The organism is Sphingobacterium sp. PCS056 (assembly GCF_023273895.1).
In the GTDB taxonomy this organism is placed as follows: Bacteria; Bacteroidota; Bacteroidia; order Sphingobacteriales; family Sphingobacteriaceae; genus Sphingobacterium.
Map to the genome: position 1 here is coordinate 4254938 of NZ_CP096883.1, position 15143 is coordinate 4270080.

Annotated in this window: 13 protein-coding genes; 6 read left to right on the forward strand and 7 right to left on the reverse strand. The window is 36.0% G+C overall.

Annotation, left to right across the window (positions count from 1 at the left end; all coding sequences use genetic code 11):
- Positions 1–188: 188 nt before the first annotated feature.
- Positions 189–1016: an aminotransferase class IV gene (locus MUB18_RS17760; RefSeq protein WP_248754101.1), complete on the forward strand. Its 828-nt coding sequence runs from the start codon at positions 189–191 to the stop codon at positions 1014–1016.
- A gap of 34 nt (positions 1017–1050) precedes the next feature.
- Here the strand turns inward: MUB18_RS17760 and MUB18_RS17765 are convergent, their stop codons facing one another.
- Positions 1051–2394 carry a PLP-dependent aminotransferase family protein gene (locus MUB18_RS17765; RefSeq protein ID WP_262917529.1) on the reverse strand — a complete coding sequence of 448 codons (1344 nt, stop codon included), beginning with the start codon at positions 2392–2394 and terminating at the stop codon, positions 1051–1053.
- 255 nt (positions 2395–2649) lie between these two features.
- On the reverse strand, positions 2650–3042 hold the full coding sequence (locus MUB18_RS17770; RefSeq protein WP_248754103.1) for a hypothetical protein: 393 nt from the start codon (positions 3040–3042) through the stop codon (positions 2650–2652).
- Positions 3043–3318: 276 nt separating this feature from the next.
- On the opposite strand from MUB18_RS17770, the gene MUB18_RS17775 reads away from it, so the two are divergent.
- Positions 3319–4386: a DUF6688 family protein gene (locus tag MUB18_RS17775; protein WP_317233167.1), complete on the forward strand. Its 1068-nt coding sequence runs from the start codon at positions 3319–3321 to the stop codon at positions 4384–4386.
- A gap of 72 nt (positions 4387–4458) precedes the next feature.
- Here MUB18_RS17775 and MUB18_RS17780 read toward each other — a convergent pair whose 3' ends face one another.
- Together MUB18_RS17780 and MUB18_RS17785 are read right to left on the reverse strand one after the other, a co-directional pair.
- Positions 4459–7008, reverse strand: a complete 2550-nt coding sequence (locus tag MUB18_RS17780; RefSeq protein ID WP_248754105.1) for a WG repeat-containing protein — start codon at positions 7006–7008, stop codon at positions 4459–4461.
- Between the two features lie 18 nt (positions 7009–7026).
- Positions 7027–9333 (reverse strand): WG repeat-containing protein, encoded by a 2307-nt coding sequence (locus MUB18_RS17785; RefSeq protein ID WP_248754106.1) that lies wholly within the window; start codon positions 9331–9333, stop codon positions 7027–7029.
- 540 nt (positions 9334–9873) lie between these two features.
- On the opposite strand from MUB18_RS17785, the gene MUB18_RS17790 reads away from it, so the two are divergent.
- Entirely contained in the window at positions 9874–10197 is a 324-nt protein-coding gene (locus MUB18_RS17790; RefSeq protein WP_248754107.1) for a bleomycin resistance protein, read from the forward strand.
- A 98-nt stretch (positions 10198–10295) separates the two neighbouring features.
- Here the strand turns inward: MUB18_RS17790 and MUB18_RS17795 are convergent, their stop codons facing one another.
- Together MUB18_RS17795 and MUB18_RS17800 are read right to left on the reverse strand one after the other, a co-directional pair.
- Positions 10296–10529 carry a hypothetical protein gene (locus MUB18_RS17795; protein ID WP_094771600.1) on the reverse strand — a complete coding sequence of 78 codons (234 nt, stop codon included), beginning with the start codon at positions 10527–10529 and terminating at the stop codon, positions 10296–10298.
- Positions 10530–10746: 217 nt separating this feature from the next.
- A complete protein-coding gene (locus MUB18_RS17800) occupies positions 10747–11580 on the reverse strand; it encodes an AraC family transcriptional regulator (protein WP_248754108.1) in 834 nt (277 codons plus the stop codon).
- A gap of 83 nt (positions 11581–11663) precedes the next feature.
- Here MUB18_RS17800 and MUB18_RS17805 point away from each other — a divergent pair, with 83 nt between their 5' ends.
- Genes MUB18_RS17805 through MUB18_RS17815 form a run of 3 tightly spaced genes read left to right on the forward strand, consistent with a single transcriptional unit; the run spans position 11664 to position 14181 of the window.
- Entirely contained in the window at positions 11664–12611 is a 948-nt protein-coding gene (locus MUB18_RS17805) for an NADP-dependent oxidoreductase (protein WP_248754109.1), read from the forward strand.
- An 11-nt stretch (positions 12612–12622) separates the two neighbouring features.
- Entirely contained in the window at positions 12623–13573 is a 951-nt protein-coding gene (locus tag MUB18_RS17810) for an alpha/beta hydrolase (RefSeq protein WP_248754110.1), read from the forward strand.
- Positions 13570–14181 (forward strand): NAD(P)H-dependent oxidoreductase, encoded by a 612-nt coding sequence (locus MUB18_RS17815; RefSeq protein WP_248754111.1) that lies wholly within the window; start codon positions 13570–13572, stop codon positions 14179–14181. Before MUB18_RS17810 ends, MUB18_RS17815 begins: the two co-directional genes overlap by 4 nt.
- A gap of 19 nt (positions 14182–14200) precedes the next feature.
- Here the strand turns inward: MUB18_RS17815 and MUB18_RS17820 are convergent, their stop codons facing one another.
- Entirely contained in the window at positions 14201–14971 is a 771-nt protein-coding gene (locus tag MUB18_RS17820) for a hypothetical protein (RefSeq protein ID WP_248754112.1), read from the reverse strand.
- Between the last annotated feature and the right edge of the window lie 172 nt (positions 14972–15143).

Sequence of the window (15143 nt, forward strand, 5' to 3'; positions counted from 1 at the left end):
AAGCTATAAGTTGATTGTTAAGTGAGGATTACCCCAAGCTTATGAAATGATTAACAAAGGCATGATTGGCTGCATGCTCAACAATAGCCTTAATAGAAAAGATTAGTGGTAAGTAAACTTTTCAAACTTGCTTTTCCATATTGGATTGCCTAGGTTTGTTTCCGCAAAACATTTAATACAAAAAGGATATGCAAACTCCCTATGTTATTTTTAACGGAAAACTCATTTCGGAAAATGAAGCTCAACTCGCCATCAGTGATCTAGCTATCGTTCGCGGATACGGTATCTTTGATTTTTTCAAAACGGTAAATGGACTCCCTATATTTTTGGAAGATAATCTGGATCGTTTTTATCAATCTGCATATCTCATGGATCTTCCTGTTAATTATGCTCGGGAGGCAATCAAAACATGCATAGACACGTTGATACAAGCCAACAATATGCCGGACTCTGGGATTAAGCTGCTATTGACTGGTGGCTATAGTCCCGATGGCTACAGCATAGCAGAACCCAACTTCATTATCAGCCAACAACCATTAAAAAGAAATGTCATTTTGGAAGAGAAAGGATTAAAGCTACTTCCTTTTACCTATCATCGTCCCTTTAGTCAGGTCAAATCCATCGACTATGTCATGGGGATACAAGCTTTAAAAGTAGCAAAATCAAAAGGTGCTGACGATGTGGTCTATATGCAAAATGGCTTTATATCAGAATGTCCTCGTGCCAATTTCTTTTTGATCAGTCATGAGGGTAAGTTATTGACCGCAGCGGAAGATGTTCTTCAAGGTATTACGCGCAAGAAAATCATTGATCTAGCAAAAAATATCATGGAGGTAGAAGTACGAGATATTAGCATCTCCGATCTGGAAAATGCGGCGGAAGCTTTTATAAGTTCGACCACTAAAAATATTACTCCCGTCACGTCGCTATTGGGATATCAAGATTTTGCTCCACAAGCTGGACCTTTCACCAAACAGTTGCAAGAGCTTTTACAAGATTTGATTTATAAACAATAACAGGTTTACGGCAACGTAATTGATTACTGATCAATCAAATGGCATTTTTGACAATTTTGCCTAAACATTTCAAATCAGCATAAATCCGTTCGTTCCAACCTAAAGCAAAGTTGAGTCGCATACAGTTGTGATAACGATCTTGGAGGGTAAACATTCTACCGGGAGCAAAGCTAATTTGATGACGCATAGCGGTATCATATAATGCTGCGGTATCAACTCTTTTATCTAACTCAAGCCAAAGCACAAAGCCTCCTTGTGGCTGACCTATTTTAGTATTGTCAGGAAAATATTCCTCGATAGCTTGTTGATATTGCAGGCAATTTGCGTAGAGTTTGTTTCTAAACTGATGCAGGTGATGGTCATACCTGCCGTGTTCCATAAAATCGGCTATCACTTCTTGATAGAGTATAGGGGTAGAAATCGTCTGTAGAAGTTTCTGACGAATGATCTTACTCTTAAACTTTCCGGGAGCAACCCAGCCTACTCGATAACCTGGTGCTAGTGTTTTGGAAAAAGAGCCACACCACATGACTATTCCCTCTTCATCATACGCTTTACAAGGCTTTGGTCTAGTGGTTCCAAAGTATAGATTGCCATAAAGATCATCTTCAATTAATGGAATATTATGCTCGGTGAGTAATTTAACCAGTTGTATTTTATGATCTTCTGGCATCAAGCTTCCTAATGGGTTGCTAAAATTTGCTGTAAAACAACACACATTTATACGTGGCAGATACTTTCTTAATGCATCCATATCAATGCCAGTAAGCGGATGTGCAGGTATCTCAATGACCTGTAAACCCAAAGATTTAGCAACCTGTATCGTTCCAAAATACACCGGAGTTTCAATCGCTATGGTATCGCCTGGTTTTGTGACAGCAAGCAAGCAGTTAAAAATGGCATTCATAGCACCAGATGTCGTTACTAAATCATCTTCCGTAAGCTGCCCTTCAAATTCCATACTCCATTTGGCAACACTTCTCCTCAGATTGACACTTCCTTGAGCAGGTTCATAACTTGTCCCTCCATCATCAAGTTTCCTAATCATATGGATCACTCCTTTATTAAGCTTGGCAATAGGAAGCATACTTTGCGCCGGAACACCAAGGGAAAATTGAGTGACCTCTTTATTTTTTAAGGAATTATAAACTTTATCGATAAGATCTTCAGGCTGCTTTTCGCCACCTGATGACGACAACATGCCCACAGATGGAAGAGAAAATCTTCGTTGTGAAGTTTTACTGACATAATAACCAAGGCGTGGTCTAGAGTTGATCAGCGATTTGCTCTCCAATTCGAGAAAAGCTTGTTTAACGGTATTGATACTCACATGATACATCTTCTGTACGGTACGTATAGAAGGAAGTTTTTCTCCCAGTTTTTACGTACCATTGAAGATCTGTTCTTCAATAATGTTTGCAATCTTTACATATAAGACTTCCTTCTTCATGGCTTTAACTATATGATAACAATATATTTTTTAGTGATGCTATGTTCTTCAAGATCGATTTGATTATACGTTAACATGGGATACTAAACCTCCAATGTAATCATTTTTAGAGCTCCAATGATCAATTTTAAAAAATCCAATCCATGCGCAATTAGAACTGCTTTTTAAAGTTACAAACAACATTTAAAGATTCAACCAGTAAATAAGCCTCTCAATAGCTGATGTCAATCTAAGAAGTTGCTGTTCGCCATCCTCAAATGCCTGATTAAAATTATTTTTTGCTTTTGTAATTAATGCGTCTTGAAATTCATGTCGATGGATCTCATCGAAGAAAATACAATTTATTTCCACTTGATGATAGGGATTGACAATTGCTGCTGCATAAGCAACAACCTGTTTAGCTTCTAGTAAAACAGCTAACGGTAACCCAAAGTCTATGGTTAACTGTTCTACCGAATTTACATGCTCTCTAGATGAATTTTGATTAACACGTTGCTTATATAAAGAAACAACAGGACGGAGTTCAGATAGATATAAATTTTCCAATTTAAAATCTTCAAAATTGTTGACTTTCATGCTCATATCATATTCGTGAACGGCAAATTTAAAGAACGATATGTATGGGATACAGATACAGAAACACAATTTTTTAGGGGTACAATAAATATATATTGCCAATTTTAATACGAATGGTAATCTCTTTTAATTCTTGATTCGAAAAACAGTATTTTTAAGGTATAAATAGGAGGTCATTATCATAAAATGGGACATTTAACATCAAGATATAAACGGAAATTTACATCATAAATTCATTGTACAAACTAAATTTAAAAATAATTCACTGCAAAACTAATGGAAATCTTTATTATACTATCTATACTATCAGTTCCAGTAATCGGCTATTTGATTTATAGGCAAATTCGACAACAGGTTAGTACTCCTACAAAAATTGTGGAGTATATATTTATTGTTGCTTTATGCTTATCATTCCTTTTATTCTGTTTTGGGTTGATGATGTACGGATCACATCACACAGAAGCGATAGATATCGTTGACAATGGTTATTCTCCATTTGCTTCGGAACATAGTTTAACCCTCATTTTCTTATTTGGAACAGCTCTTTTTGGATCGATAAAACTCTGGTTAAAAGGGAGATCACTACCCCCTTTGTTATTTGTACTAACATTGATTTTTGTCGTCCTTGGTATCATAATTAGTTTTTTTGTATTATTACAGATTTCTTCTAACACGCAATTTTACGATGCTTGGTTGTTTGGCTTTTTACCTGTCACCAACATCATAACGGCTATAACTTTAATTTACAAAGTCATTGCTGAAGAGGCAACGGAAGCTTCGAATAAAACTTATCGGAATAAGTTTCTCAATTACCTGAATCAAAAGATGGCTCATACAGCTCATCAACCTTTGTATGTTATTATTTTGCTGATACCTATATGGATAATGATAGTGGCTATCCTGATGTTATTTGGACAGGAAGCGGATTCGATATCAAAAGTATTTACGGAAACTACAACCTGGAATTTTTCAACAAAAACTCATCCTCCATTTTTAGATCATAGAGGGCATTATTTATGTACTGTTGCCATATGTGGTGATCCCAAAGTCGTAAAACCACTGCGTTTAGGAAAAAGACATGGGTATGAAATCGTTGTAAACAGACAGTTGCTCATTGCTAATGCTTTTGAAGAATTGATCTCGGAAAGTTGGCCTGCGGCACATAAAATCATAAGAGGGTTGTACGATAAATACGGTTACCCTTTGTCTAAAAAGGTCACGTCCGTGGAAAGATCAAACTTGGTATATAGATTAATGAAACCCCTAGAATATTTTTTTCTCTTATGTCTGTACTTGTATAGTGAAAAACCTGAAGAAAAAATTGCCAGGCAATATCAAAGCTAGATCAATAAATTAAATAGAAAACGACAAAGAGATGCAAAACTTTATAAAATAAATAGGGTGTTGGGGTTGAACCTACTTTACTCCTAACTGAAAAGGGAGCAAATCTCCATTTTTTAATATATATCTCCAGGTATTATTTCGATAAACGAGTAGAGGAAAAATATCTGAAGGAGTATCTGTATGAGTATCAAAATATGATGGTGCATCAAATAGAATTTCTTCCAACTCGACTGGGATAATAATCTTACCTTGAACATCTGATATCCCAAATTTATTATTTTTTTGAAGCAGGAGATATTGTCCATTCTGAATAGATCGGATTTGGGTATATTCAACGGGAAGCAGTAGCTTACCGCTATGCAAATCCCCAAGACCATAATATTGATCATAGCCATTTACTTTTGGTAATATGACAGCATGATCAAGGAAGAAAGATTCTTGATGGTTTAATCTCGAATTGGTCAGATCATATTCCAAAGGGAATATGATGGTTCCCTTTTTATTGATAAGCCCCATTTTAAACATTAATGCTCTCGGATCCGAATTTTCGGATTGGCATACTAAAGCAGCATTTCCTACAAAATCAAAAGCCCATACATATTGCGGAGCGACAACGATTCGACCTTCTTCATTGATATATCCATAGCCGTTTTCATTATGTATCAAAGCCATACCATTTTTATATGGCATAATGACGGTTTCCTTACCTGAATTCTGAGGTAAGTACCCTTGTTTTACAAATGTTAGGCTATATGATCCTTTCAGCTCCTGATGAGACGTCATATCATAGAGCTTTCCTATTTTATCATCTTCGGACACCAATAAAACCTGAGCTGAATTCATGCGATACACAGCATGATAATTTAGTTCTTCACCTTTTAAATTTTCCAGATTCATTAAAAGATAGCTCATTTTATTACCGTTTCTAATCTTTACCAGAGATCTTTTGCTATCGATGGTATCGATCTGCTTGATATCCGCTCCTACTACTTTTGTGCCTTTTAGGTCAAATAAATGACTGATTTGAGTATCAAACTCATCAATTCTTTCATTTTCAAGAATATGCATATTCGCTTTAATATAATCTTGTTTTCCTAAATTTAAGATATCGATACTTTCGTAAATAGCCTGAATCATCTCCTTGTTCAAATCCAGATCATATAGGCCAGTTTTCCCATTCTTTATAAAGGCGATTATATGTTCAGGTCCATGGTATAACTCAGAAATTCCTTCTACATCACTTAATAACAATTGACCGTTTGTATCAAAAAAACTGAACAATTTATTTTTCTCGGCAATCAGGTATTTTTTTTGACGGTCTGGATTTTTAAAATCAAAAAATTGGATATGGTAATATTGAGGATCTATAAAAGTATTTGTTTGTGGAATGTACAATCCATAAAAAGCTCTTTTCTTGATTTTAAAAATAGCTAATCCATGGCTCCCCGATGAGTAAAAATAGTCATTGACATGTGTTATATCACCATGTTCTATTTTAAAAACGACCTGTCGATTCGGGTTTAAAAGGGAGGTGATCTGTTGCTTCTTAGTAACTAAATAATCATCGTATACTTTGACCTCATCGTATATGTTAGGTAATATTACGGTTCCCTTCAAGTCTACCACTCCTTTTTTATGTTGTTTTGTCGTAATGAGATATTCTCCATAGTAGCCGTTAAAAGAATTATCATTAGGAAGTTCAATACGTTCAAATTCAAACGGAATTTTCAACTCACCATCTTGACCATATGCGCCGTAAAGATTGTTTTTTTTGGCAATCAGTAATCTCATGAAGAGTTCAGTATCGACAAATTCCTTTTGGGTAGGAATATGTATAACAAGCGACTTACCCCCTTTTGAAAAGGAAGAAATCCAATTATCACTGCGCATACCCATATGATGATGCTCATATTCAAACGGAATCAAGATATGCTCATTCCAATCTATAACACCCCATTTTCCATCTTTTTGTGCATAAAGATAAGACTGACGATGACCACAACCTCCACAATAATCAAAGCCATCGTAACCATTTTTAGTCATTATTTTATTGTGCGACCGACTAAATAAGTACCATTTCCCATGTTGTTTGACGTCAAAATAATCGCCTTCCAAGTAACCAATTTCATCAAAAAAAGGCAATTGCGTTTTATCAACAAATAATAAACTTACTTTACCATCACGTTTTATTTTCCAAAAATCACGAAATTGAATATCTATATCATCATATTCTGCTTCAAGCAAAACATCACCTTTGGGAGATATGATACCCATTTTTTTGTCTTTTAAATATTTTAGTACAGTTTTGGGAAATAGCTGTGGATGGGCTGCCAACTCCCGTTTATAATCTTCTATTGCATAGGTATCGTTAAACTCAATGGAGGTTTCTTCTGCCAGTATAAGGCTATTTCCAAGGGTATCTATATAGTACGTATTATCCTTATCTATTATTTTTGCAAATCCATTTCTAAAGGGTGCCATACGCCTCCCCTCCTGTCCAAACCGATATAACTCGGTCTGTGCTTGGGCTGAAAATACGAAGCCAAAGAATAAAGCAAAATGGAATAAAAAAAGCTTCAAATTCCAGGTACTCTGTGCGCTATTAATTAAGAATAATATCATAAAAATTATTTTTAGAGATTAGTACCGTTTCTCTTTTGATTTAATAGCATATTTCTGTCCGTCTCTACCAACAAAATAATACCATTCTCCTTCCTTTACCAACAGCGGCCATGTTTTATCTTCACCTTCATAATTTCGACGGATCTCATCATACAACGGTTCTACCAAAATTTTACCTGACCAATCAGCCAGTCCATACTTATCGCCTTTTGCAAAAGTAAAATTCAGATATGCACCACCAACTTCGAGATCCTGATATCCAGGACCGAGTATAATCTGACCATCACGTCTGACCATGATCTGCTGATTCAGTTTACTGAAGATCAATATGTCAGATTCTTTACCAGTGGTCAATACCTGTTCATATTCAAAAGGAACTACGATGTTGCCTTTTAAGTCAATCATTCCGCGCTGATATTTAAAGCCTGAGTAATTTTCTTTATCGATGATTTTTTTAGCTGCTATGGCATAACCTTCATAAAAATCATCGACTTGATCGTACTCTTCAAAGCATTTTTCATTTCCCACGGTATCGATAAAAAGATTTCCTTCTTTGGCATATATTTTTTTTAAGCCATGATAAAATCTACCATTGGGATATTTTTCATAATTGGGAAAGCGGATCAAATCGTAACTACCATCGGATGTCCAATTGGTATTGGAATACACCAATTTTCCATCCGTATCGGTTAATTCCAAAGATTTATCGTGATGTTCAACCAATAAGAAATGGTCGTTTACTAAACGTATATCTGTGACCGTATTGTCAAATGTACGGATCTTATCCTGTCCAATATGATAGATCGAAAACTGGTAGTGATAATTAGAAACTAATTTGCGGACAAGAATAAGATCCTTATTAAAGAGCGTGATTTGTTGTTCATGCGGAGAGATCAATACTTTCTTAGTCTCCAAATCAAACAATCCTATTTTTAAAGCATGATGTTCGCCCGCTTTTCCATCTGAAAATGTGATAAAACGTTGCGATATATCAAATTGATTTTCTATTCCCGATGCTGAATATTGGTAACCATCATCGAAACTATAGTGCACCGGTAAGATTTCCATTCCATTTTCATCTACGATTCCTGAGTTTTGATGAGATCCGACTAAGAAAAAAGTCTTCCCGTTATAATAGTGGAACTTGATGTTCTGATATTTCCCCAATGGAATAATGGTTTTTCCATCCCAGTTACAGATACCTGTTTTTCCATTTTTAGTCACTTCAAAAAAATATGGAGCTTGCTCAATCTGGACTTCATAAGCTAATCTTTGCTTGACTTGTTCCGTTATATTTGCGTCAAAAATAAGATCAGACATCCCGATCACTGGACTGGAACTGTATTTATGATTCCCATTGGCAGCTAATACGCGGATCTCCTCATAATCAAAAGGCAAAATTGTCTTATCATTGATATCAATAACGCCATAACCACTTGCTTTTTTTGCTATTCCAAGGTTTCTAATAAATGAATCCAGCTGTTCAAATTCATTTTTTATGATTACTTTTTTGGAAATTGGATCAACAACACCATAATGATTTCCCTGTTTAAAAATCAACCATTTAGAACCGTCAATGATTTTGTAATCCGTATATCCAGAAAGCAATACGTTGCCATTGGTATCCATGAGATCAAGTTGTGTACCTTTTTTCCCCTTAATATAGGTCTGTCCATCCCCTTTGATGTACTGGAGATGACTATCATACTCGACAGGTACGATGAGCTCACCATTTATCTTGGCCAACCCACTTTTATCGTGTGTGCGTATCTCCACAAACTCATCAGACAAGAAACTTGTTATATACTCATATTGAGGTCTTTGCAAAATTTGACCATTAAGAGCGGAAACCCATCCCCACAGATGATCATCAGCAACACCAATAATATTTTTATTAATTACTTCAGCTTTCTGAAATTGGACCGGAACAATAATTTTCCCATTTTCATCAGCAACTCCGGTCTTTCCATTCTTTTTTAGCACCAGGTATTTATAATCGTATTGCTTTCCCTTATGCCACTGTCCATCATAAGCTGTAGCAAGTTCGATCTCATCATACGCTATAGGAACAATCAGATCTCCATCTTCGTGTAGCACTCCATAATAACCATCCTTAATCACAACAAACAAATCTGCCGCGTGCTCTTCTACATCATCTATCCAATGATTGCCTGCTAAATGATAAAAAAAATCCTTCTTTTCTTTTTTAACTTTGATTAGTGGTGAAATGGACCGCTCAAAGCCCATTGATTCTACGATCTGAACAGTTTGTGAATATCCAAAAAAAGGTAATAGCAGAAAGAATATAGGAAGAAGATGTTTCATGAACCTCAAGATTTTCTCAAATATCTTAATTATAATGTTGTGAATATCTCCCTGAATACCGCTAGTTTTAAGCTGAATATTTGATTCAATTGAATGTCTATCCGTTACTTCATGTCTTAAAGCGCTCATGTTTTCAGCAACATGTTCCTATAATCAACCCTATCATTATGCTTGGACTCCTATTATGAGCTAAAAAATAGAACATTTATTGGTCAAAATCCTCAATGGAAATAAAAATTAGGTTTAAAAAATGAAATCCATGTTAAAATAATAAAAATAGGTGCTCACTCGTTGATTGAAAATAAATTGTTATTTTTACGTATAAGGTACTGAACATCAATAAGGGCATCGCAAGAAATTTTCAGATACTATTTGTACGATTAGAAAGCCTTTTTAAATCTTGAATTTATATTTTAGTACAAAGCAGCATAAAATGCTTTTGCCATTCAATCATGAACAACCTATTCTAAAAAATTTAGAATTCTTGAAAAACTTAAACTGAATTTTAATATGCTACTAGAAATAAACCCAAAGTTACCCATGAGAGATAAGCAGGTAACAGTTGACTATTACATCAACAAACTCGGTTTTCAAACTTTTGGAAATGAATTTGAGGATTATTTAATGGTCTATAAGGATCAGATCGAGATTCATTTTTTTAAGTTTACAGATCTTGATCCTAAAGAAAACTATGGTCAGGTATATATTAGGACGGATGATATAGATGCTGTTTACCAGACCTTATTGGATAACCACATTGCCATCCACCCAAATGGTCATTTAGCAGTGAAGCCTTGGGGACAAAAAGAATTTTCTTTGCTCGATCCCGATAACAATTTACTGACTTTTGGACAGCAGATTTAACTTAATTCACATCAAGTCAATCAGATCTATTATTCTTCAAACGATAATATACCAGTCAGCATAAATAAAATTAAATACTGACTGGTATAAGTTTGTGATTAATCTTCGTGGTCTTCTCCCACTAGTGAAAACTTGATTGACTTTTGAGGATAATCATCAAAACTTTTTCTACTGGAATTACCAATTATTTTTTTTAGACTAACTTTATCTCCTAATCTAAACTGATCTTCTACCAATTGATAGTCCAATAAATATGGTCCACAATAGTAATTACCTTTTTCGTCTTGCTCGATTATTCCTTGATATAGCCCTTTTTTTGTTTCTCTTGGCATGTTATTATATTTATGGGACAAAGATACAAAGACTAAAACAATTTAGACAATTAACGTAAAAGATAATGATAAAAGAGATAACTGGATCGTAAAACCAAAGTATTAGCGGGATGTGCTCTATTATGAACTTCACGCTCCAGGTGTACGAACCCATCCATTAGTATACAGATCATCAACGCATGAAGCTTAATCAACATGAAGCTGCCTCCAATTGCTTTTAAGAAAGGGATGCTTCCCTATATTTTTTTAGACTAATACCATGATGACGCTTAAAGAACTTATTGATATGACTTTCATCAGCAAATCCAAATTCATCTGCGATTTCATGCACTCTTTTATCACTAAACCGCAATCGATGTTCGATCAAGCGAATCCGATAGGAAGAGATATACTGCTGTATAGACTCGTTGCATTCTTTGCGGAAATAGCTGCTTAGATAGGTTGGCGAAAATCCAAATTTCGCAGCAATTACAGCGATGGTAAGGAGCTCGGGCTGTCGTATGTATGCTTGGATATAATCTAATATCTGTAGCGTACGCCTATCCGCATTAGGAGTAAGTTGCTGAGGTTTATTGATGGCTATATTTCGCGCTGCGATAACGATAATAGCATTGACCAGATGTCTGGTCAAATCTTCATTGTAAAGGGATTGATGACTGCATGCCTGTTGTAAACTCTGAATCAACGAATTGACCATATGTTTATCATCATTATTGACTAAAATAGAACCTGATAAATGAGAAGCATAATACAAAAGACATTCGATGTGATCGATGCTTTTCCATTGATATTCTTTTATATAACTTTCTCCAAAACGTACGACCATAAACTCATTATTTCCCTCCAAATCAAACCCATGGCAATCATCTGGTGTAATAAGAAATAAGTCTCCCGGAAAATAGTCAAATTTATTCCCATTGACAATGTGCTTTCCTTTACCAGAAATAACATACACCAGCTCAAAGAAATTAAATTGTCTGTCACGAATCGGACATACCGTTACGTTTTCATAAAAGACTTCAAGGGATTGATAGATATTTTCTTTTGCCATAATGCAAAGATACCCAAATAACACTTAAATATACCTGTTTTCATCCATTTTTTCAGTCTATTTTTGTTGTTCAAGAATAATATATGAAAGCAATTGTATTGGAAAAATTTGGTGGTGTTGAACATCTTATTGAAAAGAATATTGAAAAACCTTACATCAGACCGGATGAGGTGCTGATCCAGGTGAAGGCGATCGGTATCAATCCTGTCGATGTTAAAGTTAGAAGTTATGATGCTCCGCTTGCTGACATGTTATCACAATATGATCCTCTAATTTTAGGTTGGGATATTTCGGGAGTCATTGTTGAAATTGGAAATGCGGTTACCAATTTTCAAATTGGAGATGAAGTTTTTGGTCTGATCAACTTTGTCGGTCATGGCAGAGGGTATGCGGAATATGTAGCGGCTCCCAAAGGGCATCTTGCACGAAAACCGCAACAAATCAGTCATATTGAAGCTGCTGCAACCCCTTTAGCTGCATTGACAGCTTGGCAAGCATTTCATTCCTACGGAAAACTAAGGCCCCATGACCGGGTTCTTATACATGCCGCATCAGGTGGTGTAGGTCATTTTGCTGTACAGATCGCAAAATATCTCCAAGCTTACGTCATCACAACTTCATCGGCATCTAACCGAGATTTTATCATCCAATTGGGAGCAGATGAACATATTGATTACCAAAAAACGGCTTTTGAAGAAGTTCTTTCGGATATTGACTTTGTACTCGAATCGGTCGGTGGCTCAAATTTTCAAAAATCAGTACACGTATTGAAACCTTTCGGTTCCATTGTCACCCTGCCCTCTGGACATAGTAAAGATGATGAATTAAAGGCGCAGGAAAAACAGCTTCATGCTTGTTATTTTATGTCCGTCTACAGTAGCAGTGCGGAGATGCAAAAGATCGCTGACTTATTGGAATCGGGAATACTAAAACCTCATATTGCTCACGTATTCAATTTTGATGAAATGGCAAAAGCACATGTACAAATTGAAACTGGGAGAACTGTAGGAAAAGTCGTTGTAACCTTATAATAGCAAGAGGAATGAACACAATAGATCAGGAGCTTTTAGCCGCAATTTCGCGTAGTGCTTATGGTGAGATTGATTATGAAACTTTACTGCAACATAATCCGCAAAAAATTAGAGAACAAGAAATGCGCGTGTCTCTCTTGGAAGCAGATACCATTATCCCGCCCCAACTGGACATTCAAAACAGGTATATACCGTCTTCTGACAAAGGTAGAAATATCCGTTTACGAACTTACAGATCGAAGGAGAAAAGCAATCTACCGATCTTACTATATTTTCATGGTGGTGCTTTTATCTATGGAACTCCCGAACAGTATGATTTTATATTCTTTCGACTGGCTTCGGATCTGGACTTAATGATTGTTTCTGTCGATTATCGATTAGCTCCCGAACACCCATTTCCTGCGGCTATGGAAGACGGATATGATAGTTTAAAATGGCTCGTTCACCACGCTTCTCAACTTGGTGGAGATCCGAATCGTGTCCTCATTGGAGGCAGCAGTGCTGGAGCCACAATTGCGGCCTCCATCACCCATTTGGCACGGGATAAACAAGAAATAAAAATCAGACATCAGCTTTTACTTTATCCTGCGATGAGTCATTTGCTCAACACAGCTTCAATGGAATCATTGGCGGATGCACCTATGCAAACCAAAAATGCCGCGAAATGGATGTGGAAACATTATCTACCCCATATGGATCAACGGCCTGCCTATGCGGTGCCGCTACTTGAAGAAAATTTCAATCAACTGCCCGATGCTACGGTAGTGGTCTGCGAATTTGATCCGCTTAAAGATGAGGGGAAAATGTATGCCGAGAAATTACGACAAGCAGCTGTATCGACGGAGCTTATCGAAATACAAGGAGCGGTGCACGCGTTTGATTTTTTCGAGAGTTCGCTATCAGATGCATTTTATGACCGATTATTGAATGTATTAACAAAAACAGTAAATCAAGATAAATGAAAAAAATAATAGTAGTCAATGGACATCCGGACAGAGAAAGTTTTAACAGTGCTATTGCTCAAACCTATATCCAATCGGCACAAGAAGCTGGCGCTGAAGTTCGATACCTCGCCATAGGGGAATTGGATTTCAATCCAAACTTGCAATTTGGTTATCGGAAAAGGATGGAATTGGAACCTGATTTGGTAAAAGCTCTTGAAGATATCCACTGGAGTAATCATCAAGTATGGATACATCCCATGTGGTGGCTGGGGATGCCGGCTATTATGAAGGGCTTCTTTGACAGAGCATTTCTTCCTGGCCTTACTTTTAAAAGCAACAAAAATGGAATCAGCGAAGGATTATTACAGAACAAGACAGGAAGAATCATCACCACAGCAGGTGATGTATCTCTGGATAGTTATGAAAAAAATTATGGTTCGAGTGGACTTATTCAGTTGAAAACAGGAATTTTGGAATACTGTGGAATATCTGATATAGAAAATAATTTTATTGGACCTCTGTATGAACTGGATGAAAATGATCACCTCAACTGGCTCATCAAGATCGCTAATTTGGCGAAGATGGATACTGAAAATAAGGCAGCTGAAAACCTTTATTATAGTTAAGTGGAAGGAGTTGACGCTCCTATCCACCATATATGGCTATCCCCTTTTCTTGTAAGACAAGTCCTTTCCAGGCAAATAATTTATATTGTTTTGAATCCCAATTGCCTTCACTTGATTTTTCTAGTACAATTCCCTTATCGGAATCTGGTAAAAAAATTTCGGCTTTCGAGTTGTCCGCACTGAAAATGATATAGGTTGGATTTCCTTCTACTCGAGCGCCATCTTTTAAAGGATTTAGTTTAGTTTTAAACGAAGCCAAGGTTAAACAGTTTTGCTCTAGTGTAGAATATACTTTTCCATCTTTATACAAGCAAGCATTTTTCTGCTCATCGCAATCCGTTTTAACCAATGGCATATCGGAAGAAAATGTTAAACTGTTGACATCCTTAAAGGTGGTACCATCTGCATTCATATCTCCGTAACCTTCCATAAGCGTATCTTTTTGGACTTGAAATGCTACTTGTCTAACCGACTCTAATCCTTCGGATTGAAAGGTATAATTTGCAACCAACACCCCGTCTTTCACTTGACCAATAAAAGTTCCTGTATTCTTGTCCTTTTCAGCAAAAGCATAGCTTAAATTTCCTTTCACTTCTGCTCCACTTTCAGTAATTTCTAAGGAAACTTTATTTTTGCCATCATTAAAGACATAGCATCCTAAATCAAGTGCCGTACTGGTTTGCTGTGGCACCTCAGATTTAACCTCATGAGCATCAGCTTTTTTCGCATCTTTATTTCTACAGCTTAGCATGGCGAATACGACACAGGATAATATAATCAGCTTTTTCATATTTTTCTATTTTTAATATTTTTATTGCTTTCTCTAAATTTAATTTTAATTTCTGACATCTTAGATGTTAAGTGTTTTTTTAGAAATTATTAACATGCTGTTTTTCCAAAATTGTTCTGAAGAATCGTTTAAAAATCAATGACACTTTCCATGAACGGCCTATTCAATTGAT

Excerpts from the sequence above, each read along its gene's own strand:
- MUB18_RS17760 (WP_248754101.1), top strand. The coding sequence starts at position 189 with ATGCAAACTCCCTATGTTATTTTTAACGGAAAACTCATTTCGGAAAAT.
- MUB18_RS17770 (WP_248754103.1), bottom strand. The coding sequence starts at position 3,042 with ATGAAAGTCAACAATTTTGAAGATTTTAAATTGGAAAATTTATATCTA.
- MUB18_RS17775 (WP_317233167.1), top strand. The coding sequence starts at position 3,319 with ATGGAAATCTTTATTATACTATCTATACTATCAGTTCCAGTAATCGGC.
- MUB18_RS17780 (WP_248754105.1), bottom strand. The coding sequence starts at position 7,008 with ATGATATTATTCTTAATTAATAGCGCACAGAGTACCTGGAATTTGAAG.
- MUB18_RS17785 (WP_248754106.1), bottom strand. The coding sequence starts at position 9,333 with ATGAAACATCTTCTTCCTATATTCTTTCTGCTATTACCTTTTTTTGGA.
- MUB18_RS17790 (WP_248754107.1), top strand. The coding sequence starts at position 9,874 with ATGAGAGATAAGCAGGTAACAGTTGACTATTACATCAACAAACTCGGT.
- MUB18_RS17795 (WP_094771600.1), bottom strand. The coding sequence starts at position 10,529 with ATGCCAAGAGAAACAAAAAAAGGGCTATATCAAGGAATAATCGAGCAA.
- MUB18_RS17800 (WP_248754108.1), bottom strand. The coding sequence starts at position 11,580 with ATGGCAAAAGAAAATATCTATCAATCCCTTGAAGTCTTTTATGAAAAC.
- MUB18_RS17805 (WP_248754109.1), top strand. The coding sequence starts at position 11,664 with ATGAAAGCAATTGTATTGGAAAAATTTGGTGGTGTTGAACATCTTATT.
- MUB18_RS17810 (WP_248754110.1), top strand. The coding sequence starts at position 12,623 with ATGAACACAATAGATCAGGAGCTTTTAGCCGCAATTTCGCGTAGTGCT.
- MUB18_RS17815 (WP_248754111.1), top strand. The coding sequence starts at position 13,570 with ATGAAAAAAATAATAGTAGTCAATGGACATCCGGACAGAGAAAGTTTT.
- MUB18_RS17820 (WP_248754112.1), bottom strand. The coding sequence starts at position 14,971 with ATGAAAAAGCTGATTATATTATCCTGTGTCGTATTCGCCATGCTAAGC.